The sequence below is a fragment of the Agrilactobacillus fermenti genome (assembly GCF_047943045.1).
Lineage (GTDB): Bacteria > Bacillota > Bacilli > Lactobacillales > Lactobacillaceae > Agrilactobacillus > Agrilactobacillus fermenti.
In genome coordinates, this window is record NZ_CP181347.1 from 232,541 (window position 1) to 258,278 (window position 25,738).

24 protein-coding genes are annotated in these 25,738 nt (G+C 41.0%); 17 read left to right on the forward strand and 7 right to left on the reverse strand.

Annotated features, from left to right (window positions below; all coding sequences use genetic code 11):
- Positions 1-52: 52 nt before the first annotated feature.
- The 3 genes from ACNAN0_RS01085 to ACNAN0_RS01095 all read right to left on the reverse strand — a co-directional run bounded on the left by ACNAN0_RS01085 (position 53) and on the right by ACNAN0_RS01095 (position 3,480).
- The gene (locus ACNAN0_RS01085; protein WP_416353605.1) at positions 53-1,003 is read right to left on the reverse strand and encodes a CAP domain-containing protein; all 951 of its coding nucleotides are present in this window, start codon (positions 1,001-1,003) and stop codon (positions 53-55) included.
- 397 nt (positions 1,004-1,400) lie between these two features.
- Positions 1,401-2,930, reverse strand: a complete 1,530-nt coding sequence (locus tag ACNAN0_RS01090) for a helix-turn-helix domain-containing protein (RefSeq protein WP_416353606.1) — start codon at positions 2,928-2,930, stop codon at positions 1,401-1,403.
- Between the two features lie 28 nt (positions 2,931-2,958).
- Positions 2,959-3,480 carry a GNAT family N-acetyltransferase gene (locus ACNAN0_RS01095; RefSeq protein WP_416353607.1) on the reverse strand — a complete coding sequence of 174 codons (522 nt, stop codon included), beginning with the start codon at positions 3,478-3,480 and terminating at the stop codon, positions 2,959-2,961.
- 185 nt (positions 3,481-3,665) lie between these two features.
- On the opposite strand from ACNAN0_RS01095, the gene ACNAN0_RS01100 reads away from it, so the two are divergent.
- A complete protein-coding gene (locus ACNAN0_RS01100) occupies positions 3,666-5,255 on the forward strand; it encodes an Nramp family divalent metal transporter (protein ID WP_416354215.1) in 1,590 nt (529 codons plus the stop codon).
- A gap of 14 nt (positions 5,256-5,269) precedes the next feature.
- Entirely contained in the window at positions 5,270-5,719 is a 450-nt protein-coding gene (locus ACNAN0_RS01105) for a universal stress protein (protein ID WP_230913740.1), read from the forward strand.
- Positions 5,720-5,792: 73 nt separating this feature from the next.
- On the opposite strand, the gene ACNAN0_RS01110 is transcribed toward ACNAN0_RS01105, so the two are convergent.
- Positions 5,793-6,674 carry a LysR family transcriptional regulator gene (locus tag ACNAN0_RS01110; RefSeq protein ID WP_230913741.1) on the reverse strand — a complete coding sequence of 294 codons (882 nt, stop codon included), beginning with the start codon at positions 6,672-6,674 and terminating at the stop codon, positions 5,793-5,795.
- 325 nt (positions 6,675-6,999) lie between these two features.
- Between ACNAN0_RS01110 and ACNAN0_RS01115 the strand changes: the two genes are divergently transcribed.
- From ACNAN0_RS01115 to ACNAN0_RS01125, 3 genes are all read left to right on the forward strand, one after another.
- Positions 7,000-8,622, forward strand: coding sequence for a malolactic enzyme (locus ACNAN0_RS01115; protein ID WP_230913742.1), 1,623 nt, complete (start codon positions 7,000-7,002; stop codon positions 8,620-8,622).
- 24 nt (positions 8,623-8,646) lie between these two features.
- Entirely contained in the window at positions 8,647-9,612 is a 966-nt protein-coding gene (locus ACNAN0_RS01120) for an AEC family transporter (protein WP_416353608.1), read from the forward strand.
- Positions 9,613-9,724: 112 nt separating this feature from the next.
- Positions 9,725-10,273, forward strand: coding sequence for a hypothetical protein (locus ACNAN0_RS01125; RefSeq protein ID WP_416353609.1), 549 nt, complete (start codon positions 9,725-9,727; stop codon positions 10,271-10,273).
- A gap of 100 nt (positions 10,274-10,373) precedes the next feature.
- On the opposite strand, the gene ACNAN0_RS01130 is transcribed toward ACNAN0_RS01125, so the two are convergent.
- A complete protein-coding gene (locus ACNAN0_RS01130) occupies positions 10,374-11,327 on the reverse strand; it encodes a polysaccharide deacetylase family protein (protein WP_416353610.1) in 954 nt (317 codons plus the stop codon).
- 232 nt (positions 11,328-11,559) lie between these two features.
- On the opposite strand from ACNAN0_RS01130, the gene ACNAN0_RS01135 reads away from it, so the two are divergent.
- From ACNAN0_RS01135 to ACNAN0_RS01145, 3 genes are all read left to right on the forward strand, one after another.
- Complete coding sequence (locus ACNAN0_RS01135) at positions 11,560-12,633, forward strand: acyltransferase (RefSeq protein ID WP_230913746.1); 1,074 nt, start codon at positions 11,560-11,562, stop codon at positions 12,631-12,633.
- Positions 12,630-13,415, forward strand: coding sequence for an alpha/beta hydrolase (locus ACNAN0_RS01140; RefSeq protein ID WP_416353611.1), 786 nt, complete (start codon positions 12,630-12,632; stop codon positions 13,413-13,415). Before ACNAN0_RS01135 ends, ACNAN0_RS01140 begins: the two co-directional genes overlap by 4 nt.
- A 67-nt stretch (positions 13,416-13,482) precedes the next feature.
- Positions 13,483-14,109: an NADPH-dependent F420 reductase gene (locus ACNAN0_RS01145; RefSeq protein ID WP_416353612.1), complete on the forward strand. Its 627-nt coding sequence runs from the start codon at positions 13,483-13,485 to the stop codon at positions 14,107-14,109.
- A 137-nt stretch (positions 14,110-14,246) separates the two neighbouring features.
- Here the strand turns inward: ACNAN0_RS01145 and ACNAN0_RS01150 are convergent, their stop codons facing one another.
- Complete coding sequence (locus tag ACNAN0_RS01150; protein ID WP_416353613.1) at positions 14,247-14,777, reverse strand: DUF308 domain-containing protein; 531 nt, start codon at positions 14,775-14,777, stop codon at positions 14,247-14,249.
- A 91-nt stretch (positions 14,778-14,868) separates the two neighbouring features.
- Between ACNAN0_RS01150 and sfsA the strand changes: the two genes are divergently transcribed.
- Both sfsA and ACNAN0_RS01160 read left to right on the forward strand, forming a co-directional pair.
- Positions 14,869-15,627, forward strand: a complete 759-nt coding sequence (gene sfsA / locus ACNAN0_RS01155) for a DNA/RNA nuclease SfsA (RefSeq protein WP_416353614.1) — start codon at positions 14,869-14,871, stop codon at positions 15,625-15,627.
- A 75-nt stretch (positions 15,628-15,702) separates the two neighbouring features.
- Entirely contained in the window at positions 15,703-16,512 is an 810-nt protein-coding gene (locus ACNAN0_RS01160) for a Cof-type HAD-IIB family hydrolase (protein WP_416353615.1), read from the forward strand.
- Positions 16,513-16,762: 250 nt separating this feature from the next.
- Here the strand turns inward: ACNAN0_RS01160 and ACNAN0_RS01165 are convergent, their stop codons facing one another.
- Positions 16,763-17,716: a CAP domain-containing protein gene (locus ACNAN0_RS01165; RefSeq protein WP_416353616.1), complete on the reverse strand. Its 954-nt coding sequence runs from the start codon at positions 17,714-17,716 to the stop codon at positions 16,763-16,765.
- A gap of 388 nt (positions 17,717-18,104) precedes the next feature.
- Here ACNAN0_RS01165 and ACNAN0_RS01170 point away from each other — a divergent pair, with 388 nt between their 5' ends.
- The 7 genes from ACNAN0_RS01170 (at position 18,105) to ACNAN0_RS01200 (ending at position 25,724) form a co-directional block, all read left to right on the forward strand.
- The gene (locus ACNAN0_RS01170) at positions 18,105-20,804 is read left to right on the forward strand and encodes a pectate lyase-like adhesive domain-containing protein (protein WP_416353617.1); all 2,700 of its coding nucleotides are present in this window, start codon (positions 18,105-18,107) and stop codon (positions 20,802-20,804) included.
- Positions 20,797-21,441, forward strand: a complete 645-nt coding sequence (locus ACNAN0_RS01175; RefSeq protein ID WP_416353618.1) for a WxL domain-containing protein — start codon at positions 20,797-20,799, stop codon at positions 21,439-21,441. Before ACNAN0_RS01170 ends, ACNAN0_RS01175 begins: the two co-directional genes overlap by 8 nt.
- Positions 21,442-21,459: 18 nt before the next feature.
- Positions 21,460-22,521, forward strand: a complete 1,062-nt coding sequence (locus ACNAN0_RS01180) for a DUF916 and DUF3324 domain-containing protein (protein WP_416353619.1) — start codon at positions 21,460-21,462, stop codon at positions 22,519-22,521.
- A gap of 19 nt (positions 22,522-22,540) precedes the next feature.
- Positions 22,541-22,861: a hypothetical protein gene (locus ACNAN0_RS01185; RefSeq protein WP_230913756.1), complete on the forward strand. Its 321-nt coding sequence runs from the start codon at positions 22,541-22,543 to the stop codon at positions 22,859-22,861.
- Entirely contained in the window at positions 22,861-23,523 is a 663-nt protein-coding gene (locus ACNAN0_RS01190; RefSeq protein ID WP_230913757.1) for a WxL domain-containing protein, read from the forward strand. Before ACNAN0_RS01185 ends, ACNAN0_RS01190 begins: the two co-directional genes overlap by 1 nt.
- A 94-nt stretch (positions 23,524-23,617) precedes the next feature.
- Complete coding sequence (locus ACNAN0_RS01195; RefSeq protein WP_416353620.1) at positions 23,618-24,742, forward strand: DUF916 and DUF3324 domain-containing protein; 1,125 nt, start codon at positions 23,618-23,620, stop codon at positions 24,740-24,742.
- A gap of 331 nt (positions 24,743-25,073) precedes the next feature.
- Positions 25,074-25,724 (forward strand): WxL domain-containing protein, encoded by a 651-nt coding sequence (locus ACNAN0_RS01200; protein WP_416353621.1) that lies wholly within the window; start codon positions 25,074-25,076, stop codon positions 25,722-25,724.
- Positions 25,725-25,738 lie beyond the last annotated feature (14 nt).

A 25,738-nucleotide genomic window follows, 5' to 3' on the forward strand; every position in this document is an offset into this window, starting at 1 on the left:
TAGTTTTGTTTTCAGCCACCCCTGTTAATTATGATTGGGCATGTCTTGTTTTTTACCAGCTATAAGTGTTCACATAGGTGCTATCAATCCATTGATTTGGACCAACTTCATACCAGAGATGCCCATGATCATCAGTTTCAGCAGAATTAATTTTCCAAGCCGTCCCATTTGCTAAATAACGTCCAGATGGGATTTTTTGATCAGTGTAGCCGTCCCATAAAGTAATAGCATCACCGTTGTTGTAATGAACCACGCCATACATACCTGATTGGGCATCAATATTAGTATCGTTAAGTGGAGTATAATGGCTTGGCCATTGGGCATCGTTGACACCGATTGCAGATGTGTAAGCCACATAGCTATTAATCATATTGTTCGTTTGAATGGTTGATGTGCCCGCAAAATCAAGGCTATTATAGACTCGGGTTACGCCATCAGTATCTGTCCGCTGGGCAAAGGCGATGCCAACTTGAGTGTACCAGGGATTTAGTAGATTCTTACGATGGCCAAAATCTGTGACACCAACATCGTCATAGTATTGTGTAATCAAACCAATGGCCAGTTGTTCATCACTAGTGATCGGAGTCAGAATATTAACGCCAGAACGAATGGAAACATTAATTGGTGTCATGGCGATATTTTCGCCAAAGAAGTAATAGCCAATGCTGTGCATGGCTTGACGCTCACTAGTCATATTATGAGCTAAATTGGAACTTACAGCATTTTGGTTAGTGATTTTTTGAGCCCAAGCATCAGTAATGGTCTGATTGTATTGAACTGGTGCCAAGCCGTTTTCTTGACGTAGGTGATTGATTCCGTAAAAGATCAGCGATCTAACATGATCAAAATTAGGTGTATAACGAACCGTCTGTGCTGGTAATGTGTCAGCTAGTACAGCTTGAGGTTGGTTGCTCGGGGGCATTGGTAGTGCATTCATTGAAGAGAGTGCGAAACCCAATAATGCCGGGGCAACTAAATATGCCATTTTTCTCATGACACTCATCTTCCTTTCTTTAGGTGGCCTCCTCTGCAACCGTATTATGAATGAAAAACGCTTACATGAACTGCCGACTATGACAAGATGAGATGCATATAATGATATTTTATTAATGAAAAATGACAAAAAATGCCGAATATCGGTTATTTAATTTTAAAATAGTTAATAAAAATAAAGGAATACAGCAAAAAAGCACTCTCAAAATGAGAATGCTTTTTTGTTATTTTTGAAAGAGAGTGAAACAAGCGGCACTCAGCACCTGAGCCCCTAACAGGAATTGAGAAAAATGGTGGGCTGAGCCATTCGTGGTTAGGTGAGGGTGTTGCTTTTTGGCACAAGGTTAAAATTTAGTCGTTCGCAAACAAACAGAAGGTGAAAACAATACGTTAGTTTTGTCTCGCTCTCAGTAAAGGGCGGTTAAATTACTGGACAAATACTCTGAAACAAGACGGTCTAATAACAGGAAAATACGATTAAAGTCTTCTGGGGTTCCAAAATCTTTCACTTCAATAATATTTTTAGTATCTGAGATACTTGCTGTAATTTCCTTCGTATCAAAGTAGTTAGTGCTCGTTAAAATAGCATCGTATTTTTGACCAGGTACGAAATTTTCCAGTGAGATATTAAAGTTTGCTCGGGTTTGTACTGTTAAACCGTAGATGAGGTAATAATTGATCGATTGTTCGTGGTTGTCATAAAAAGCCAACTTAAATTGTCGTTTGGTATGATTTAGCAGTAATAACAGGATGCTTGTAAAATAATTAACTAAAAAATGGACAATGGTCGGTTTTTTGAACACAGCATCATGGCGTTGTAATCGATGAATCAGGAAGTCTCGGAATTTGGCCTGGCCACTATCAGCAGACCAGAAAATCCCCTTCATTGCTGTGTATAGAAGCTGGTGCCGGCTACCCAAGACGCCAGGCATAAACAGAATATTCCCCAATTCACTAAAGAAGGCATAGCGCAAAAAGTCCCGATGTAATTCTAAATCAAATTTCATATCCAACAGCGCCAAAACTTCATTAGTTGTATTACGAATTTTTTGAACATAAGGTAAATCAGAATTGTATATAATCTGGAAAAATTCACTATTGATTGGCACAACATGCTCAAAAGAAACGTAAACAATGAAACTTAAAACCTCAAAGCCTAAGTGATTCTTTAAAAAGATATTAAAATTTTTACGAAATATTTCAATCAAACGTTGACCATAGTCATACTTTTCAATGTCGGCAATCGAGATCACATCGACATGTTCATTGTGGTCATGAAGATTTAACCGTTGCATGACCACGTTCCAGTAGATTCTCATGGAATTACGAGCAACTTCGGATAGAGGTTCATGGATCAAGGCTTCATAATCAGTAATGAAGTCTTTAAATTGTGGCTGTGAAAGTGTGGTCAGTTTAGGATCAGAATTATTTAGAGTTACAAAGAACTTATAGTAAAAGTGCCGAATATCTATCTCACGGCCATTGATGTGATTATTACGAATAGAAATATCGAATTCGGCGATCAGATGATTAACCTTGTTCATTGTCCGAAAGAGGGTAGATTCACTGATCATAAGATCTTGTTGCATTTTTTGCATGGTAAATGAATTATGCCAGAAAACATAAGCTAAGATTTGATAAGGTAATGAATCACGAATGATCCGGTTTGTGAGTTCTTCCAAACTATAGATAGGATCCATGACAAGTGTGATCGTACTCCGAGTTTCAGTGAGCCCAATATTTTCATCTTGACAAAGATATTTCAAGTTACTATTTAATGACGCAACGTGATCAGAAACCATCCGTTGTGTTGTGTGCATATAGTTGACTAAGGTTGATTTAGCAATGGTACCATGATTGTGGAAAATTCGTTCTAACATTTTCACATCAAATAAAGCCTTACTATCAAGTAGATCCTCCTTATCCACTACAGTCACTATCCTTCCCATGAATGTGAACGGTGTATTAAATGATCATCTGGTAGGCATAACGTTTGCCATTTTCGTGGGGTAAATAAACGATACCTTGATATTGAAAGCCAGAAATTTTGATCACTTTTTGCATGGCTAAATTATCTGGATGCGTATCGATTCTAATATCATGATAACCCAAATTAACTGATTCATTAACTAATCCGCCGATAAATTTCCGTGCATAACCACTATTCTTCTTAGTGGCATCTACAGCTACACGGTGCAGTGAAATATAACGCGCATCAGCGCTTTTGAGCCACTGGCCTTCTTCAATCGCTTCGTAAGCAGCGTCAATTTCAGTTGTTAAGGCGGCCGTAGCTACTACTTCACCATCAGCCTCTAAGACGTAAGCAATACCCTGTTCAATATCAGAATGAATTAAGACGTCGTCAGGGCTATCGGTACCTTGCCATTGAGGAATGCGCCGTTCTGAAAGTAGGACCTTCGCTTGCTCAATAATTTCCATAATTTTATCAAAATCGTTGGCAGTTGCTTTTCGGAAAACAAGACTCATTTTTTAAAAAACTCCTTTTTAAATAGTGATAGTTATTATACTGCTTGGATTATAATAGCAAGGTTTTGCCACTTTGCAAACTTTTTTGAATCGAAAAAAGTTAGGCTGACCTTAATTTTATGTTTCCTTTATCTAAATATAGGTGTATGATAATTTCGAAAACGAAAATAGGAGTGGTGTTAATGATGGGAAGTCAATCCCAAGAGAAGGGTCATAAAAAGCTCATTCAGTATGCAAATGGCCCTTCGCTAGAAGAAATAAATGGTACGGTCGAGGTGCCAAAAGGTAAAGGCTTTTGGCGGACACTATTTGCTTATTCTGGACCAGGTGCCTTAGTTGCTGTAGGGTATATGGATCCTGGTAACTGGTCTACTTCCATTACTGGTGGTCAAAATTTTCAATATTTATTGATTTCCGTAATTTTGATGTCTAGTTTAATTGCGATGTTGTTACAGTATATGGCAGCTAAACTAGGCATTGTGAGCCAAATGGATTTGGCACAGGCAATTCGTGCACGCACGAGTAAGCCATTAGGTGTCGTTTTGTGGATTTTAACAGAATTAGCGATCATGGCAACAGATATTGCTGAAGTTATCGGGGCTGCAATTGCATTATACTTACTATTTAATATTCCTCTAGTCATTGCTGTATTTATCACCGTATTCGATGTTTTATTATTGCTATTATTGACTAAAGTTGGTTTCCGTAAAATTGAAGCAATCGTTGTATGTTTAATTTTAGTTATTTTATTAGTTTTTGTTTATCAAGTTGCCTTATCAGATCCCAATTGGGGTGATGTTATTAAGGGATTCATTCCGACAACTGAGACTTTTTCTAATGGTCATTCTGTTGCTGGTATGACACCGTTAAGTGGGGCATTAGGTATTATTGGGGCCACTGTCATGCCACATAATTTATACCTGCACTCTGCTGTTTCGCAAACACGTAAAATTGATCATAAAGATGAAGCAGATGTTGCTCGGACAGTTCGGTTCACCACTTGGGACTCTAACATTCAGCTAACATTTGCTTTCTTTGTAAATTCTTTGTTATTGATCATGGGTGTAGCTGTCTTCAAATCAGGTGCTGTTGAAGACCCTTCTTTCTTCGGCCTATTCGATGCCTTATCCAACACGTCTACTTTGAGTAATGGCGTTTTGATCAGCGTGGCTCGTTCTGGAATTTTATCGACCCTGTTCGCAGTTGCGCTACTAGCTTCTGGTCAAAATTCAACCATCACCGGTACCTTGACCGGGCAAGTCATCATGGAAGGCTTCGTTCATATGCGGATGCCACTCTGGCTGCGTCGGTTAGTCACGCGCTTGATTTCAGTAATTCCAGTATTGATCTGTGTCATGATGACCAGTGGGCAAAGTGCAATTAGAGAACATACGGCTTTAAACACATTAATGAATAATTCACAGGTATTTCTGGCTTTCGCTTTACCATTCTCAATGTTACCGTTACTGATGTTTACAGATAGTCGTGTTGAAATGGGGCAACGCTTTAAAAATAGCTTTATTATTAAAGTTTTAGGCTGGATTTCAGTTATTGGATTAACTTACTTGAACCTACTAGGTTTACCGGATTCCATTGCTGCTTTCTTTGGTGATCATCCATCTGCTGGTCAGCTAACGACAGCCCATATTATTGCTTACGTTTTAATTGTAGCTGTACTGGCACTCTTGGCCTGGACGATATACGAACTTTACAAGGGTAATAAGCGGCATGAAGCTCAAATTGCCGCTGACTTGGCAACCAGCCATAAAGAATAACGGGAGGATGAAAAATGAGTGATAGACCGAGTAATGTCAAACACTTCGACCGTATCTTAGTTGGGGTGGATGATTCAGATGATTCACAATTAGCCTTTCGCTATGCTTTGAATCGAGCTAAAGAAGATGATGCAATTTTATTCATCTGTTCCATCTTGGAATCGCAAGAGATGAATGTCTTTCAAGCTTTAAGTAAGGACTACGTTCATGGCGAACGAGAAGAGTTAGAACAACATCTGAATGATTATCGCAAATTAGCGGAAGATTTTGGAATTGACCGAGTGCATACTGTGGTTGATGAGGGTGAGGCTGGCGAGACCATCGTCAAAAGCGTCATCCCCCATATTGAACCGGATGTTTTAATTATTGGCTCTAAATCAAAAAAAGGCCTTAGCCGTCGTTTTGGGAGTCAAGCAGCCTATATGGCTAAATATGCACCAATTTCAGTATTTGTGATTCGATAAGGTTTTTCATATTATGATATAAATCATTTCAATAATCAAACAGAATAACGGGTTAACGAATAGTCTGCAATAATTAGTGTGCCTTTTGCGTAAAAATAGCTACAAATTGTTGCTCAATTGGCGCTAGAATATAATCATGACGATAAGCCAAGTAGATTTTAAAGCTTGGCAAGTCGTCATTTTTTATACGCAATAATTTCACGTCATCATTTGGGGTAACAGCTAGATCAGTCAATAGCGCAATACCAGCATTTTGGCTGACCATTTTTTTCAAAATATTCACATCGTCTGTCTGATAAATAATATTTGGTTTATGCCCTGAACTAGCAGTTAAAACATCAAAAACGGCGGTGTGGACAAATCCTTCGTCTAGCGCAACAAAGTCTTCATCGGCAATCTCACTAAAAGCCACGCTGTCTCTTTTGGCAAGCGGGTGTTGTTGACTCACGATGATGCCAAAGCTTTTTTGTGCTAATGGAATCAATTTTAGCGCTTGTGCATCCAATTGGGTGCTGGTCGCTAATAAGGCTAGATTAAGTTCACCCGCTAATAATTGGCTTAATAAATACTCGGAACCGCGGGAGTGTGTGTGCAAGTACTGGATCAAGCGCGCTTGGTTCAACTGAGGGATATATTGGGGAAAGTAGTAATTGCCAATAATCGGCGGCAAGCCTAAAAAAATTTTAGCACGAGCATTATTTTTGATCTCGATTCGCGCCACTTGTAATTCGTTTAATATATGTTTTGCATGAGCCGAGAATTGCGCCCCGTCCGGCGTCAAGCTGATAGCATGATGGGACTGGTCTCGCTGGATTAATTGACCGTCCAAGGCTTCCTCCACCCGTTTGATAGCGTAAGTGATCGTCGGCTGGGACACCTTAAAATACTGTGCCACCTGAGTAAAGTTTTGTAGTTCAGCTAATTTTACAAAATATTCTAAGTCTTTGATTTGCATGGTTATGATCCTCCCAAGTTGATTGATCGTGATAAGTTTTTGTCACGCTATAAACACGCTTGAATCATTAGCTTTACGCACACTCTAGTTTTTAAACGCGTTCCAAAAGGCAACGACGTCACCTAACATCGAATGACTCAAATGGTAAGGGCACCATTTATCGCCATTCTTGTTAGTGCTCGGTCGCTGACCGCCTTTTGTCACGCTCTGTCTTATAAACATATTTTATCATTTCTCATCAATTTGACTATGTTTTTTATACGGCCGTATACTAGCGTCATTGTTTTTTCAAGTTGTTGGTTCAGAGGTTATAGGAGGTAGTTAGATGCAAGCACGTGAAATATTAAATAATCCATTTTTAAATAAAGGGACAGGTTTTACTCAGGCAGAACGGGACGAATTGGGTTTGAATGGCTTAGTACCGCCACGGGTTCAAACGATTGCGGAACAGGCAGAACAAACTTATGCCCAATATCAAACAAAAGTGAATGATCTGGAAAAGAGATTGTTCTTAATGCAGATCTTTAACGAAAACCGGACGTTATTCTATTACCTATTCAGTCAACATGTGGCGGAATTCATGCCGATCGTCTATGATCCAACGATTGCAGAGACGATAGAAAATTACAGTCATTTATTCGTGCAGCCGCAAGATGCTGTTTATTTATCAGTTGACCGACCGCAAGATATCGCAACCGCCCTTAAAAATGGGTCTGATGGTCGTGATATTCGTTTGCTGGTCGTGAGTGATGCCGAGGGTATTTTAGGTATCGGTGACTGGGGTGTGCAAGGCGTTGATATTTCTGTTGGGAAATTAATGGTCTATACTGCTGCTGCTGGTATTGATCCAAGCCAAGTATTGCCAGTTGTGATTGATGCTGGGACTAACCGCCAATCTCTGTTAGAGGATCCCTTATACTTGGGTGAACGCCATGAACGCATTCGCGGACAACAATATGATGATTTTATTGATCAATTTGTGGCTGAAGCTGAGGCACAGTTCCCGAAGGTTTACTTGCACTGGGAAGATTTTGGGCGTAGTAATGCGGCTAAAATTTTAGACAAATATAAGGATAAGATCACGACCTTCAATGATGATATTCAGGGGACGGGAATCATCGTATTGGCTGGTATTTTAGGTGCATTGAAGATCTCTGGTGAAAAATTAACGGATCAAAAGTATTTATCTTTTGGTGCTGGTACAGCTGGCGCCGGGATCGTACGGCGGATTTATGATGAAATGCGGGTGGAAGGCTTATCTGAAGCTGAAGCAAAATCACATTTCTACTTAGTTGATAAGCAAGGATTATTATTTGAAGATACTCCAGACCTAACGCCGGAACAAGAGCCATTTGCCCGAAAACGCTCTGAATTTGCTAATGCTGACGAGTTGACGGATCTATTATCAGTGATCCAAACCGTCCAACCAACAATCATGGTTGGTACCTCAACTGTTCCAGGTGCGTTTACTGAAGCTGTGATCAAAGAGATGGCTGCCCATACTGACCGGCCAATCATTTTTCCAATTTCTAATCCAACAAAATTAATGGAAGCCAAAGCCGAAGATGTAATCAAATGGTCCGATGGCCGTGCCTTAGTAGCTACTGGTATTCCAAGTGCCCCAGTTGAGTATAATGGCGTGACTTATGAAATTGGTCAGGCAAATAATGCTTTAGTTTACCCCGGGCTAGCTTTTGGAACGATTGCGGCAACATCTAAGCTATTGACTGATGAGATGATCAGTGCTGCGGCGCACTCATTAGGTGGCATCGTCGATACAACGCAACCTGGTGCGGCTGTTTTGCCACCGGTGTCAAAATTAGACGTTTTCTCTAAGACGGTTGCCATAGCTACAGGACAAGCAGCTTTAGATGCCAACTTGAATCAAGAGCCAGTTACAGATATTGAAAAAGCCATCGATGAGATGAAGTGGATACCAAAATATTAATTTATTAGTTTAGGGGAGCGTAATATGACTGCATTTTTAACATCTGTGTCTAGTGTCGTTGAAATCGTCCTAGTCATTGCGTTGGGGTATTATTTACGGCGCACTAAAAAGTTTGATGATAAATTTAAAGGTAGTATTTCATTTTTAATTATGAATATTGCCTTACCATTATCAATTTTCGTTTCAGTTTTGAATAATTTGACGCGTAGTAAGCTGGTCAGCCTTTCCAGTGGGCTGATTTATGTACTGATCAGTTTTATCATGGGCTATTTGATCTCATGGTTACTAGTTAAAGTTTTGAAAGTTCGGCCTGGCCGCCGAGGCACGTTTATCAACATGTTCGTTAATGCCAATACAATTTTTATCGGCTTACCGTTAAATATGGCATTATTTGGCCAAGTTAGTTTGCCATACTTTCTGATTTACTATGTGGCGAACACGGTATCTACCTGGGCTATCGGGGTATTCTTTATTTCAGCCGATGATCCTACGAAAACAAAAGGCAGCTCCAAGGGTAACTTCAACTGGCGCAAACTTCTGCCAGCACCACTATTGGGTTTCTTAGTGGCTTTAGTTTGGCTATTGATTGGTTTGCCATTACCAAAACTAATCAATGATACGTTCTCTATGGTTGGTGGTATCGTGACGCCATTATCCTTAATTTATATTGGGATCGTATTAGCCGATGCCGGATTAAAATCTATCCACTTTGATCGAGATACCGTTGTGGCACTACTCGGCCGCTTTGTGATCGCACCAGCTATTATGATTGCGATTGTTGCCCTATTCAAAGCCAATGGGCAAGTGATGCCTAATATTGAATCGAGCACGTTGATCATTCAAGCCGCTGCACCTGGCTTAGCCGTTTTACCAATTCTAGTGGGCCAATCCCATGGTGATGTGGAATACGCCACCAATGTGGTCACGACCAGTACCGTGTTATTCGTGATTGTGGTGCCAATCTTAATGCAATTGATTCGCTTCATTTAGTTAAAATGGTGCCATCAAGCATCGATTAAGTCAAAAAATTCCGTGAAGGCCTACTAGCTTTCACGGAATTTTTTTGTGGTATAGTTGTAGCTATATCAGGGAGGTAGTCGTTATGATGAATTGTAAAAAAATATTGTTTATCTGTTTAGCAGTGACATTCTTTGCGTTACGGTTTTTACCGACAAAATCAGTACAGGCGGAATCATTTCGACCGCTAAACCAGTTTAACGATTATTATTCTGTTGCCACCGTTGATGGTCAATGGGGCGCCAATTTGTATCAAGGTAATGATCAAGACCGAGTTTTTGATCGAATCTTACCAAGAGAATCCCAATGGAAAATTTATGGCTATACTAAACGTAGTGATGGGTACTATTATTGGGCTGGTGCAAATAATTGGATCGAAGCGGACCAAGTCCAAGTTCCTGCTCAAGATGAACAAGATGCTATTTTAAATATCGTAACGAAATATCCGAAATATGACAGTAGTAGTACTTATAATACCTATAGGCCAATTTGGAATCCTAGTGGTGGTTATTGGGGTGACCAGCCATATTGGACTGTTGTTAGATATGAATGGAATGAGTTAGGGGCGGTTGCTGCGCTTCAATGGTTTGTTGTGTACGCTGATGGTGCTGCTTATCCGGTACCTTATATATAGTTAATTAATGGAAATTTACATTTATATTTTTGTACATTAAAATAATAAAAAGCAGGATCTTTGATGAAATTATTTCAACAGAGATCCTTCTTTTAGCTAATTAAGATTCTTTGGGAGTATGGTCATTAGTTAGCACATCAGGTAAGGTCCAAGCATTATCTGGTCTGACTTCTTTTCTATTTAAATTATATGAACTTAAACTACCATCAGTAATGCTTTCTGTGAGTTCTGTATCGGGAACTGTTCGCCGTGTATCGTTGTGTAGAAAACCAAAATTAAATGCGAGCTCATAACCTGTTTTACGTAAGGCTAATCGAGCAATATCATTTCGATCACCACCGGGATAAGCAAATGTTCTAACTGTTGCACCAGTACGAGACTCGATCGTAGCTTTGGAATCAGAAATTTGGTCGTATATTTCATCATTTGTTAATTGGCTAATTGCAGGATGTGTGACTGTATGGGCGCCCAAGGCAAATTGATTATGATCTAGGTTGCCTAAAATAGTCCATTCCTCATCACTGATCTGATTATTACCAGTGATTAAGAAGAAAATGGCGTTAATACCATATTTTGTCATAATATCAACACAGTTGACACCAGTTTGATCGATTCCAGTGGTATCCTCTAAACCACCTGTACCAATCCAGCCACCATAAAAGTCATCAAAAGTTACTAAGACAGATTTGTCGGGCGCTGTGGTTCGGCCTAGTAAGACGTCAATAGCTTCACTTTCGGTGAGTGTATGATAATCATTATCTGCTAGCCAAGCCATATCATCTTTAAACTTACCAACACTCAGGGTATACGACCAAAAGCTATTGTCTCTTTCAAATTCATTTTGCGCGATACGGTGGTAAGCTAGTACTGGGATCTTATTATAAATATCACCATGCTGAATTGGCTGCAAGTTTTTCATTAAGTCATCATCACTGATAAAACCACCATCTACTTGGGCATAGCGAATACCGTTGACTTCAATGTAGTCATTAGGCATTTCACCATCATAGTTACCTAGAACAACCTGTTCATCAACGAAGGGACTGCTTAGCAAAGCGGCACCAGAAATATCGCTTAATTGCCCGCCTAGCCGATAACTGTCATAGTCATTAGCATCACTGGCCCAGCGACTTTTACCGCCGCTAACATCAAAACGTTTGACCCATTGATTACCAGAGACACGAATAAAGTAGACGTTATCAATCTGTTGAATACTGCACTTTTACTTTCTCAATAACTTCAATATAATAAAGAGTATTGTGAACTTAGATTGGAGTTGAGGGGCAGTGGAACGCAAGTGGGATTATGGCTTAGATTTTACGCGCGCGATTGCTGCCATTTTTGTGATCACGGTTCACGTTTTTGCCAGCAACTATAATACCGATCAAGTGGCTTATGTAGGTGATTTGATTGCCAGTAGTGGGGTCTTTATGTTCATCGTGATTTCTGGTTATACCAATTCCATGAAATACGAGCATATTCGTCGGGGACCGACTTACCCTTATATGTTAAAGAAGGCGTTTTTCAAGTTATTGGTACCTTATTTCTTCTGGAGTCTTTTTTACATGATTGTGAATACGATCTATAAGCACCAAGTATTTTTCAGTCAACGGTGGTTCACACGCTTTTTGAATCATCTGTGGCTGGGAAATACTTGGTTTCATTTGTATTTTATGGTGTTATTGATTTATTTATATTTAATTTATCCTTTTTTCTTTCGGCTGATCAAACGACGTAAAGGGTGGCCGCTGACCATCTTTCTACTGGTTTCGCCAGCAATTTTATATTTGATAATGGCACAAATAAAAAGTGTGCCGTGGCGTAGTTTTATGTATTTCTTGCCGATCAATTGGTGGGGTATCATGTTTGTTTTGGGTATTATACTAGCCATCAAGACGTCATTGACAATCTGGCACCAGGATTTTGTGCATTTCATGGTGGCACTAAGCCTTACGATTGCCAGTTTCTTTGGCTATCTCATGTTAAATGATTTACTCATACGGCTGCAAAAACCCAACGAAGGCTTAGCGATTGTTTCGACTTATTTACGCTTACTTTATTCCTTAGCAGCCTTTTTGTTACTTTATATTATTGGCTCGGATTTGTTCAAACTTTTTCCGGGCATGAAACGCTTCTGGCACGTACTTTCTCGACATTCCTATACAATGTATTTGAGTCATCCATTTTTAATTTTTGTGATGGAGCAATTGCGCAACCAGCATTTATTTTTTAAAACAAATACCACGGGCACCATGTTTGGGGCTTGGGCAATTATTATTTTAGCTACTTTCATTCTGTCAGCGTTATTAGATAATTTGATCAAGTATTTCAGAGGGTTATTCCAGGAGGCACTAACGTGAAGCAACGGCGATCGCATCGTAGATTATTTTGGACTTTAGGGGTAATTGGACTTGTTTTATTCGTTTTGGTTGGGACCTGGTGGGGGCGGAATCATCATTATCTGACACAAACACGGGTCCAGGATACGAAAACCCCAACGTTGTTTATTCCTGGGTATATGGGTAACAAAATTTCTTTTGGCGGTATGATCAGACGTATGGATCATTATGGAATCGGGACAAAAGCCATGGTTATCCACGTCAGCAAGCAAGGCAAAGTTCAAATCGATCAACAAGCGAGTTTGAAACAGAAGAATCCTTTGATTCAAGTGCTATTTCAAAATAATAAACAAGAGCATGTGGAAGCAAAGCAACTGAGACAAGTGCTCTATATTTTAAAAGAAAAATATCAGGTGCAAAAGGTCAATTTAGTCGGTCATTCCAGTGGCGGTAATATTGTCTTCGACTATTTAACTTCGCCAACCGCTAAAACGAAGCAAGTGCCACGAGTGAGTAAGTTTGTTAATATTGCCACTAATTTCCCGGGAAATAAAACAGCGGGTCATTTATTACCTAAGCAATTGTATATTTTAAATATTGCCGGTGACATTTGGCATTTGAGCAGTGATGGCGGTATTCCAGTGAAACAAGATCTAGCTTTGAAACAAATCGCTGCCCCGCATGTGGCTGCGTATCGCGAAGTGGTGGTTCACGGCAGCCCGTTAACGGTATATCACAGTATGCTGCATGAGAATGGTGCTGTTGATCAAATTATTGCCGAATATTTATTTAAGCCGTTATGATTGAAATTCACCCGACCAACCGCTTACACTTAAATTGAGTTTAAGTTTATTGGAAAGGGTGATTTTTGTGAAAATTGGTTTTATTGGTGCCGGTAATGTTGGCAAGAATTTAGCACGCTTATTTGTGACGCATAACTACGATGTGATTTTGAGTAATTCCCGCGGACCAGAAACGCTTAAATCTGCTGTGTTAGAATTGGGTGCTCATGCAACTGCTGCCACAGTAGAAGCGGCTGCGCAACAAGGCGATATTGTGGTTGTCACGATTCCTTTGAAGCACTATCAACAAGTACCTGTTGTACCGCTCAAAGGCAAAATCATTATTGATACGATGAATTATTATCCTGAACGCGATGGTCAGATTGCTGCACTAGACGAAGTCAAAACCACTACCAGTGAACTATTGCAGCAACATTTACCTGAGTCCAAGGTTGTAAAGGCTTTTAATTCAATTTTTGCTCGGGATCTAATTACAACCTCACATTCTGAAGGTCATCCAGACCGGCGGACGTTACCAATCGCTGGTGATGATACCGCAGCTAAGACAGAGGTCAGCCGAATCATTAATGAACTGGGCTTTGATGTTTATGATGCGGGGCCATTAAAAGAAGGTTTTCGTTTTCAAAATGGAACGCCAGCTTATACCATTCGTGCAAATCGAGACGAATTGATTGCCGCGTTAAACAAAGCATAAGTATTTGTCATTCGGTAGGCTCGTTGTCTTTTGACACACGTTTAAAATATATTCGTTCGTAAAATAAATAGAGAAGGTCAGAGATGAAATGTTAATTTTGTCTCTGGCTTTCTCTATTTTTAATGTTTTTACTTTTGCTAATCAGTTAATTTACGACCGCGGACGATCTCCATAATCGCCATAACGACTAGTGCGGCACCGAAGATCCGCAAGGTCAATAGAACTGTATTGAATGGATTGAACAGTAAGATCAGACCGATGATCAAAATCAATGCCCCATATAAGAGCCATGGCCACCGGACCACATTCACATATTGTTTAGAACTTAGCGCATTCCCAATCTGGGTCACACCGGCAATTCCTAAGCCGATACCAAGCATGAATGGCAGCGCACTTAAAATTGGTTTTGTTAAAATCAGAATTAATCCAGCTGCCAATAATTGCAAGATACCCACAGTTAATTGAGTATTCATCCCACTAACTTGCGCGCGATGCCGCAAGCCATTGATTAGATTAATGATCCCAAATACAGCCACAAATAATGCCGCAACATTAATAAAGATATTTAGGGCACTCTTGGGCTCAAACAAACTGAAGAGACCTAAAATAATATAGGCAATACTTTTGAGCCAAGTTACATGCCGCATTGAATCAAAAAATTTATTCATTTCCATAGCCACCTCATCTATAATGACTTTAATTGATAGTTCTATTGTAAGTGATAACCTATCCATACGATAGGGACTTAAGGAGGATAACGTGCTATATCCAAATATCCATTTTGCACATTTTATTGACCGCCCCAATCGATTCATTGCCCATTGCCGGTTGGTTGAGACTGGTGAAGTCGTGACCACCCATGTGAAAAATACCGGTCGGACGACCATTCTGCAACCCGGCGTCACCACCGCATTGGTGTATACAAATAGTCCCAAACGCAAGACCCAGTATGATCTCGTGGCAGCCAAAAAGTATGATCGCTATTGGATTAATATCGATTCACTAGCACCCAATGTGCTTGTTCATGAAGGCTTAAGCACGAACTATATCCAGTTGCCTGGCATCAAGCGAATTACTAAAGTCATACCTGAAGTGAAATTCCTTGAATCGCGCTTGGATTTTATGGGTTTTGATGAACAAAATCGGCCTTTTTTTGTGGAGGTTAAAGGGGTAACATTGGGCAATCAACAGGTAGGGGCGTTTCCAGACGCGCCAACAACTCGGGGACTAAAACATGTGCAGACCCTAGAGCACGCCCTAGATCAAGGATATCGCAGTTACTTATTGTTTATAGTACAGATGCCGCACATCCATCTAGTGACGATCAACCAAGCAATAGATGCTGCTTTGGCAACGGAAGTCAAGCGGGCTCAAGCCTTGGGCGTACGGGTCATGGCTCATGGGACTAAGGTGACACCAGACACGATTACTTTAACCACACCGTTGCCCTTTGTGGCAGCTTTTCCTTTTGAGAGTGATGGTCTGCCATCTTCGATCACACCTAAATCGAAGCAATAAACGGTCGCTTGCTTTAAGTAACTTTATCATTGATAATGATGGTAGCGCTATCTAAATTAGAACGGGAGTTTTTTTATGACAATCAAATTGATCGTAACGGATATTGATGGGACTTTTTTTGATGATCACCACGATTATGATGTTAATCGTTTTAATGCTCAATTAGCAGCTTTGCAGCGGCGGGGTGTGCGGTTTGTTGTGGCTAGTGGTAATCAGCTGCGCCACTTACAACGTATTTTTGATCAAAAATCACCCTTAAAGACTTTTATTGCTGAAAATGGCGCCCATATCGTCGATGATCAGACGGTGATTACACAAAAGACAATACCGACAGAGACAGTCCGTGACTTGGTAGCCCACGTTGAAAGTGATGCTATTTTTGCCAAGGCGCGGTTACGACTCTCCGGCCAGCATGCGACTTATGTGGCCGCTGATGATCCTACGATCCATGAACCCTTGACTCGTTATTATTTGCATGATATGCACCCCGTTGCGGATTTACAACAAGTTCAGGATGCGATTTATAAGGTGAATCTTGATTGGCCGCAAAAAAGTGTGGCTCAGCAGGCCAAATATTTAAACGAATTATTTGGGACAGATTTATTCGCGACACCAAGCGGATCTGGCAGTATTGATGTGATTCCTAAAGGGGTCAATAAAGCTTGGGGAATCACCCAATTACAAGCGCATTGGCAAATTAGTTCTGATGAGATCATGGCCTTTGGAGATAATTATAATGATTTAGAGATGCTGCAGCATGTTGGGCAGGGCTATGTAATGAAAAACGCACCTGAGCAGATGCGTCAACTCGGGCTAAACGTGACAAAATATGATAATAATCACAGCGGCGTTTTAGCCGTATTAGACCAGTTGTTAGCGAGTTAAGATAGGTGGGGTTGAAACGCGCTCCAAAAGGCAACGACCTTACCTAACGACGAATCACTTAAATGGAAAGCCCACCATTTGTCGTGATTCTTGTTAGTGCTCAGTCGCTAAACGCCTTTTGTCGCGCTCTGGCTTGAAACGCGCTCGTGAAGCCAACTTCGTCACCTAACCCTAATTGTTTGTTGAAGTTAGCGCTTCGTCTGCACAATTTGTGTTAGTGATCCGAAGCTAACCGGCTTCACTCGCGCTCTTACCAGCATTGGACTTGAATGCTATTACTATTGACCCATTGATCAGCGCCAACTTGATACCATAGTTGGCCGGTTTCATCATAGCAGGTTTCAGTGATGCGCCAAGCACTGCCACCGGGTAATTGACGGCCAGAATGTGTGGCTTGTTGTCCGTAACGGTCATAGAGATGAATATTTTGATTTCGGGGGACGATGCCAATTAAATTTGCTTGACGGCTGATGGTCTGTTCATCTAACGGGGTATAAGTGCTAGGAAAACGCCGCTGATCTAAACCAATCGTGGTACTGTAAGCCAAGTAATCGTTGATTGCTTGGTTATTTTCGTTGGTCGCAATACCAGCAAAATTTAAACTGTTATAAACTCTAACAGTTCCATCAGCATCCGTACGATAATTTAAAGCTAACCCAATTTGATCAAAGTAAGGGTTTAATAAATTTTTGCGATGCCCAAAATCAGCTACCCCAATATCATCATAATATTGCGTGATCAAGGCGATGGCTAATTGTTGATCTGATGTTACAGCCGGTAAGATGCGGTCGCCAGATTTGATGGGAACATCAATTGGCGTCATAGCTAAGTTTTCACCAAAGAAGTAGTAACCGATTTGATGCATGGCCTGCCGTTGATCACCAATCTCATGGGCAACTTTGCCATTACGCATGTTGCGATCCACAATAGTTTGTGACCAGGAATCGGTAATATTTTGATTATAACGGAGTGGTTGTAAGCCATTTTGTGCCCGTAGATCATTAATACCATGGACCATTAGCGCACGGACGTGATCGAAATTGGGCTGGTAAGCTACCTGCAGTGCCCGCTTGCGAAAGATTGGGGTGTGGCTATATTGTTGCGCAGCTTCAGCGGCTTGAATGGGCTTGGGTTTTGCCTGTAAGCTGTGACTTAATGCACCTAATGAAGTTGTGAGTAGAAATGTTGCTTGCCATTTACGCATGGTGGCCCTCCTATAAATAATTATTTATTGTTTGCGTAAATTAATTATTTATGATTGGGGCATTCGGTACCAAGTGCGTTTTATTTTCGATAGAGATTATTTAATCTATTTAGGGCTTAAATTGGGGAAGATAGTGGGTTTTAGTTTGCTTGAATATTTTTGGCGTCAATACAAATACCTTTATTTTTTTAGATAACAAAAATTATTATTGTAATATCAAAAAATAGATTGGCGTTAATTACTGCTATACCAGTGATTAACGCCAATCTATTTTTGTGTCATCAGGTCTCGATTATTATTTTTTTAATGTACCCGCTAGAATAAACTCATACAAAAAATAGTCCGTCCCCCATACACAGAAAATTATGAATGTGAGGAAGTGAAGCAAATGAAGAAAATAATTATTATCAGCATCATTCTAGGCTTGAGTTTGCTACTAGGGTTTTACCAGTACAAAGCGCCCGCATACAGTGCAGCCACTTATACAGAAGTCAATACCCCAGGCGAAATGAAAACTGCTCTAGAAAGCGGCCAAAATGTCCGATTTACGGCAGATATTGAATTGTCCAGCGCTGGATATATTAATGTGGTGCCGCCTCAAGGAAATGAAGAACTAGTGATTGATGGGAACGGCCATAAATTACGTATTACAAGTGGTAATAATACCAGTACAGCAATTAAAGCGACACGAGATGCAATGGATCAGCGAACCCTACGATTTAAAAATTTAACCATTGAGAATAATAATTACTACGGTATCTTTAGGCCAGATCGAGATGGCGAGGAAGCAATTATCGCAATTGAAGATATCACCTATACAGGCGTACAGCCTTTCCATTTCTATTATGGCTCTGCGATTACTTTTGAGGGTAACAACGACTTTATTACTAATCATCAAGAATTTGCGGAAACAAACAATTTAGTCTTTATCTCAGGCACAACCAAGATAAAAAAGGCCGATACTACTTTTAACTTTTTACGAGCTAGAACAACTGATATTAAGACGGTCGGAATCGAAGTGGGTGACGGCGCCAAAGTTTCTATCGAAACGCGAAATACGTTAATTGATAATCCATACACTGTTGACTCAAAAATTGCCGTTTTTGGTGAAGGCTCGACACTTGATTTGAATATTGAAGATGATGTCTTTGATCAGCCGAGTGGGAACACCTTTGTTGCTGAAACTGGGGGTACGATCAACGTCAATGCCGCTACAAATATTTGGGGGGACAATCCTAGAAATAAAGCCGATTTTGCTGCTAGAGCTGGCGGAACCATGCGGTTAAATAATATTTCAGGTCATGTGATGCCGGCTAATGGTAATTTAGCAACAATGGATATTAGTGACAATGGGACGCTGACAGGTAAAAATATTACCACCTTTGTGAATGGGAACACTGCAAAATTGCCGATACAAGCAACTGGTAATTCAAAGATTGATCTTTCAGTAGATAAATTTTTTGGTGGATATTCTGAAAATGCCATTATCAGCGCCGGTGATTCTGATAATGATACCTCTAAAATCCGGATCAGTGCGAATCAAGCTATCTTTGGCGATCGAGCTTTCGGCAATCATATTCAAAGTAAAGGACAAGCTTCAATTGAATTAAAGAGTTTGGATGTGATCTATAATGACATTCGCGCTAACACTGAAATTGATGTGGCACCGCAGGCTAAATTGACCATTGACAGTGATAAATCAATTTTCAACACTATCTACAGCAATAATCAAATTAAGTTTGATATTCTCGGGAAAATGGCAATCAATGCAGGTGCTATCTACAATGCTAGTGCAGCAAAGCAGTTCAATTATACTTTTGGTGATCAGGCGAATGTCGCGATTCAAATCAATGAGCCAAGTAGGCGGATTTTGCCCTTTGATGATTCTGGTAGCACGCTTGACATCAGGGACCAAGCGGAAGTGCTCATCAGTAACAATAGCATGAAAGATTTACCAATTATTAAGGGCGCGGGCAGTAACCCTATCACTATCGGCCGCTCAAAAGTTATTTTGGATAATACGACCAGTGCTGGGACACAGCCGATTATCGAGGGTGTTCAATTAGCCTTGAATGAGAATGTCAAACGTTCTGTAAATTTTCAAACGAATACGAACCCAGTGCAAACCGCACGCTATCCATATATTAATTTCTCGGCGATTTTTAATGGGAACAATAAAGTAGTCACAAGTGCAATGAATGCCAATTTTAGGGGTGATTCAGGAAGTGGCCCCAAAGTGCCATTTACGAATGCCTTGCAATACTTAGAAATTGGGCAGCCCACTAAGCCAGAACTTGCAGCCGAATCAATTGAGTTTCCAAACGGATTTGAAGGCGTCACGGATTACCCACCAATCAAAGGGACAGCAACACCTGGCGCCCGTGTGACCCTTCATTTTTTAGACACGAATCGGGGCGAGCTAGTTACTGCTGATGACTTAAACAACGCTGAAGTGCTCACGAAGACTGTAGATGTGAATGGCAATTTTGCGTTTGATATTAAATTAAAGACACCACTTTCGACAGAAACGAATAAGCAAAACTATACCATTATCGTAACGGCCAATTACGATGATCCCGACACGATAAAACAGCCGCCATATGTGGTTGTTAAACAATATGATCCCCTTCAGCTCACCTTGGCTCAAGTACCAACGATCCTTGATTTTGGGGAGATACCAATTTATGAACGAACACCTGATTTTCATGAGGTTCATGCCACTGGGACTTTAGAAGTGACGAATATTGATGTTGACGCTTCGCCAAATTGGGCGCTGCAGATTTCGCAAGATGAGCCTTTTAAAGCTAGTAATTCTAATCATCAACTTAAGAATAATCTTTATCTGGTCGATGGCCAGCAGGAATTATTGCTTGGCAGTGATCCGGTGACCCTTTATCAATCCGACCCAGCTGCGAATGTAACCTCCGTTATCTTGACGGATCAAGTGACCAATAAATTAAAAGCTAAATTCTCTCGAGAACGCAAACAGGTCGATGCTAAATATAATACGACGGTTATCTTTACGTTGGTTCAAGCACCACAATCTTTCGAACCCAAGATTGCTAAGGAGGTGAGGGATAGTGACTAAACGTTATTTATTGGTCGGGGCAGGTTTATTGTTTATTAGTGCCATCTTTGGTTCAAAATCACATGTCGCAGCCAGTGACGTTATGGGCACGATGGCTAGTTCCGGCTCAGTTTCATTTACACCTTTGGCTGACCCTTTTAGAGTGACTGAAGTACCGAATATGTATTTTGGCTCAATTGATGTCAATTACAACAAAGCTACAACCAAAGCAGCAATCTCTTCAGGAGCCGACATGCAGACAACGCAAAGAATCTCTGTGCATGATGTGCGTGAAGGGCTAACGAAAGGCTGGCATTTACAAGCACAGTTATCAGACTTTACCAGCACCACGGGTAGTGCGATCAAAGGGGCAGTCATTCGTCTATCTGAGCCGAAGACGCAAGTGAATGGGGCCGATACGGAAAGAATATCGTTGAGCAGTAAATCGGAAATCAATCATGATTTGAACACTATCTTAGTTGGAGAGACTCGGCAACTGGGTGAACACACTGCTGAGTTTGACTATGAAGATATGCGCTTAGTTGTCCCGCCTTCACCTACCAATGCAACCGAAGGGTATCGTGAAGATGAACTTTACGAAGCCGTGATTACTTGGAATTTATTCGCTGGACCGGAACCAAGCGCGAGCGAAAAGTAATGAAAGAAGGTGATCGATATGCGCTTGTTTCAATATCTGTTAGGTCTGCTAATTGGCTTTTGCATCGTTAGTTTCGTTCATACATCAAGGTCACAAGCAGCTACGACAGGCGCACCGTTCATCGTTAAGCCGCTGGGGACCCAGGCTGAGAAAGGCTACTTTGATTTAAGCTTGGATAGCCGGACACAGCAGCCGTTACAAATTCAAGTACAAAATACCAGTTCAAGACCATTAACGTTGGCTACCAAGGTTGTCACAGCTACATCGAATGCTAATGGCATTGTAGACTACGTTAATTCAGGCAATACAGATCCTAGTTTGCCCTATGCATTGCCGCAATTGATCAAGAACGCGAAACAAACCATCACATTGAGGTCAAAAGAAACGAAAACAATTGATTTCTTGTTGCAAACACCATCTCAATCATTTACTGGTGTACTTGCAGGTGGCATCCACATCTATCCCAAGTCAAATGATCAGCCATTGCAGCCAATCAAAGCAAATCGAATCAAACATCGCTTTACGTATACAATTGCCACATTGTTGCGCTCACAACAAGCAGCGTCAGCGCCTGCTGAGAAATTTAATCTTGGCAAAATTAATTTGACGCATCGTCATGCGGCTAATGCGATTCAAGTTGATATTCATAATCAAGCACCGTTATTTCGATATCGGGCGCGAGTTGAAGGGGTTGTGACGGCGAAAGGCAGCAAGCAGCCGCTGTATACTCAGCAGCAAAAAGTTGATTTTGCGCCCAATACGATTTTACCGTTGCCGATCTCTCTGAATAAAACGGCTTTCAAACCAGGTGCTTATACGTTGCATTTGAATGTGAAAACGAAAGCTAAAAATTGGCGCTTTACTAAAAATTTTGTGGTTTCTGCAGCTAAAGCCCAACAACTTAATCAAACCGATGCTTATGAACATTGGCGCCAAGACCGTAATTTAGTCTTATATTTAATTATTTTTAGCTGCGGTGCGCTAACTTTAATTGTTTTGTTGATTTATTTAGTTAAGCGCAGTGTCCAACAGCGGAAGCAATACTGCCAAAATCGGCGTTTACCATATAGATCAAATTAGCATTTAAGGAGGTGATGCCATGATTGGTCGTATGATCATCAGTATTTTTGCACTATTATTGAGTTTTATTTCCTTTCGGGACCCCCCGCTTCAAGCCCAACAGACGAGTCGTGTGGGTATTGAAATTACCGGTATTCATTTTCCAGAACCTACTGGCCCGTCAGTGCCGGATAGTAGTATCGAAAATAATCCTGGCTATTATTTACAGCCCTCTGCCCAGATACAATCACGTCTACCCCAGTTAAATGAAGTTGACCGAACAGCTTATGTCACTGGTTTTGGTTTATTGATCAGTAGCATGAGCTTGCTGCTAATGAAACGTTTAAAGGAGGTACCATGATGAAAAAAATGAATTTAGGTTTCGTAACTTTATTGGCTCTAGGTACGATCGGTGCAGTAAGTGCGGTAGCAATTACTGATACCAATAAAGTACAGGCTGCAGATGATACTGGAGCGAGTCAAGCAGGTGTTGAATTTACACAACAAATTGACCCGCTGACAATAACTGAAGTACCAAGCTTCCATTTTGGGAGCCAAAATGTTGATAACTCTAAAGAAATGCGGTATCAAACAGCGGATAGTGGTGCTGGAAGCGTTACAGATCCAATCACAACTTCAAAGAAAATCATTGTTTCTGATCAACGTTTAGGAACTAATGCGAACGGTTGGCACGTACAAGCTACGTTAGGTGATTTTACGGGTATTACGCCGACTAATAAAATCACAACGGCTAAAGTAGCTTTGAGTAATCCTGGGTTTACACATACTGGCAGCAGTACTGGTGTGAACTTAGGCGGTGATGGCAGCACGGTTGAAATTAGTAGCGCGGTAAATACGGTTCTAGAAGCTGATGCGACCATGATTGGTGAAACAACAGCAGACTTCTCAACTAGTGCGGATGATGTGGCGCTAGTTATTCCGGCTGGTGCCGTCCCTGATGCAGACACCTATGAAGCTAATATCGACTGGACTTTAACTGCTGGGCCAGTTGCGACGCCATAACGGATTGATACAAGTAAGTGTTGAAAATCCACTCAGAAGATGTGTCCGCACATCTTTTGACTTGGGTTTTCAATTTTTTTAGGAGGCTAAAACTATGAAAAAGCATGTATTTAGACACCATCTATTGGCATTATGCGCACTTATTTGTGGTCTTTATCTAGTTTGCAGCAATTATGATATGGCGCAGGCCGAGACGGAAACACAAAGTGCGGCAGATTTTGTTGTGAAACCGGTCATTTCAGCAAATCAGGAAGATAAAAATCTGAATTATTTTGATATAAAAGTCGATCCTGGACAGCAGCAGGTTTTAGAAGTGGAAGTCAAAAATCTACGCGATCATGCAATCACGATTTTACCAAAATTAAATGTCGCTACCACGAATTATAACGGGGTGGTAAATTACCTATCTAAGGGGCAGGCTGATCGAACGTTGGCTCACCGAATCACGGATATAGCGCATTTGGAAGCAAATACTTATACGATTGGGCCTAAAAGCAGCACGATTGTTAAAGTCGCTATGACTGCACCTGAGCAGCCATTTTCAGGATTGATTGCTGGTGGAATCAGTTTTCGCCAGAAACAAGATGATACGACAAATAATAATTCAAAACAGAATAATCGAACGAGTTTAACGATCAATAATCGTTTTTCTTATGCGATGGCCTTATTACTTCGTTCTAATACTGGGGCGGCAGTTGTCGCGCCAAATCTAAAAATGGGACAAGTGGATTTGGGGCACATTACAGCGAAAAATACGATTTTTGCCAATGTACGCAATGTGACACCAACCTATCTTTCTAACGTCACGGTAAATACACATGTGACGCGCAAAGGTGAAAGTGACGTATTATACCGCAATCGCAAGGGCAATATGCAGATTGCACCGAATTCCATTTTGCCATTCCCAGTTCAATTGAATAATCAAAAATTTGAACCTGGTCAGTATACGGCTCGAGTGACTGTCAAATCAGGGACGCAAACGTGGCGGTTCAATCGTGATTTTAGAATTACAGCCGAAGCTGCACGAAAATTGAATGAAGCTGATTCGACACCACAGCCTAAAGACAACCGCTGGCTGATTTGGGTAGCTGCTGGCATCATTCTCTTAGTTATATTGGCTGCGATTCTGATCTATCAAATGAAACAAAAAAAATTAAAAGCCCAGTTGCAACGTGAAAGACGCGCCATGCGCAAAGCAAATTATCGAACCGATGAATGAGCTTTAAAGTTACACATGCATACGTTTAAAAAAGCCAAGATAACAGTGGCTATGGCATCATAATTTATGCACTTAAATAAAAAATATTATATTGCGGGGGTTAAACGCGGGTGATTTTCCAAATATAGGTTATGCTTATTCCATTCTTAGTGGATTTTATACAATAAAGATGGGGGAACAGCGGTTGATGACTTACTTTAATAAACACATCAATACGGTGGTCGCTTCTCCCACAGAAACAGTAACTCGGAAGTATCTTAATAAGCTTTAACTTATTGGGAATAGCTGTCAGACAACGCAGATTCTGTGTTGTTTAAAGGAGGCATGGTCTTTGAATAAAAGACGATTAGGTACAGTATTGGTAACGACATTGGCGGCAGTGGGCGCTGTATCGGTAATCGATACTGGACAAGCTATGGCAGCACCGGCAGATCAAACGGCAACCAGTCGGGCTGGGGTAGAATTTACAGATGTGCCCCAAGAAGACGCTTTAAAGATTTTGGCGGTGCCAGATATGCATTTTGGTTCCCACGAAATCAACAATGATACCGCTACAACAGCCACGGCGGTTGATAGCGGAACGGGTCACACGACCCCAGGGTCAACGATCACGACAGGTCACACGATCAGTGTTCAAGATCGACGCTCAGCGGCCACGGCGACCGGTTGGACACTGAACGCCAAGATTTCAGCATCGTTTGCACTTGAAGATAACAGTGCAACGATCGATGGCGCGACGATCACTTTACAAAATGGCACCACTACGCCAACAACTGGTGTCACTTTTGGTGATGGAAGTTCGGTGACTTTGAATGACACTGACACACCAGTATTAGAAGGTAGTAACGCTGCTATTGGGACGGTAACGACGAGTTTGACCAACAACGATATGACGTTAGCCATTCCCGCAAGAGCCGTAACCAAGGCAGGGGTGTATGAAGCTGCGGTGACCTGGAATCTTCAGGCAGTACCGACGCTTTAGTCTAATTTGACCCT

What these genes read in the sequence shown, in the direction of transcription:
- ACNAN0_RS01085 (WP_416353605.1), bottom strand. Translation starts at nt 1,003, where the DNA reads ATGAGTGTCATGAGAAAAATGGCATATTTAGTTGCCCCGGCATTATTG.
- ACNAN0_RS01095 (WP_416353607.1), bottom strand. Translation starts at nt 3,480, where the DNA reads ATGAGTCTTGTTTTCCGAAAAGCAACTGCCAACGATTTTGATAAAATT.
- ACNAN0_RS01100 (WP_416354215.1), top strand. Translation starts at nt 3,666, where the DNA reads ATGGGAAGTCAATCCCAAGAGAAGGGTCATAAAAAGCTCATTCAGTAT.
- ACNAN0_RS01105 (WP_230913740.1), top strand. Translation starts at nt 5,270, where the DNA reads ATGAGTGATAGACCGAGTAATGTCAAACACTTCGACCGTATCTTAGTT.
- ACNAN0_RS01110 (WP_230913741.1), bottom strand. Translation starts at nt 6,674, where the DNA reads ATGCAAATCAAAGACTTAGAATATTTTGTAAAATTAGCTGAACTACAA.
- ACNAN0_RS01115 (WP_230913742.1), top strand. Translation starts at nt 7,000, where the DNA reads ATGCAAGCACGTGAAATATTAAATAATCCATTTTTAAATAAAGGGACA.
- ACNAN0_RS01120 (WP_416353608.1), top strand. Translation starts at nt 8,647, where the DNA reads ATGACTGCATTTTTAACATCTGTGTCTAGTGTCGTTGAAATCGTCCTA.
- ACNAN0_RS01125 (WP_416353609.1), top strand. Translation starts at nt 9,725, where the DNA reads ATGATGAATTGTAAAAAAATATTGTTTATCTGTTTAGCAGTGACATTC.
- ACNAN0_RS01150 (WP_416353613.1), bottom strand. Translation starts at nt 14,777, where the DNA reads ATGAATAAATTTTTTGATTCAATGCGGCATGTAACTTGGCTCAAAAGT.
- ACNAN0_RS01160 (WP_416353615.1), top strand. Translation starts at nt 15,703, where the DNA reads ATGACAATCAAATTGATCGTAACGGATATTGATGGGACTTTTTTTGAT.
- ACNAN0_RS01165 (WP_416353616.1), bottom strand. Translation starts at nt 17,716, where the DNA reads ATGCGTAAATGGCAAGCAACATTTCTACTCACAACTTCATTAGGTGCA.
- ACNAN0_RS01170 (WP_416353617.1), top strand. Translation starts at nt 18,105, where the DNA reads ATGAAGAAAATAATTATTATCAGCATCATTCTAGGCTTGAGTTTGCTA.
- ACNAN0_RS01180 (WP_416353619.1), top strand. Translation starts at nt 21,460, where the DNA reads ATGCGCTTGTTTCAATATCTGTTAGGTCTGCTAATTGGCTTTTGCATC.
- ACNAN0_RS01185 (WP_230913756.1), top strand. Translation starts at nt 22,541, where the DNA reads ATGATTGGTCGTATGATCATCAGTATTTTTGCACTATTATTGAGTTTT.
- ACNAN0_RS01190 (WP_230913757.1), top strand. Translation starts at nt 22,861, where the DNA reads ATGAAAAAAATGAATTTAGGTTTCGTAACTTTATTGGCTCTAGGTACG.
- ACNAN0_RS01195 (WP_416353620.1), top strand. Translation starts at nt 23,618, where the DNA reads ATGAAAAAGCATGTATTTAGACACCATCTATTGGCATTATGCGCACTT.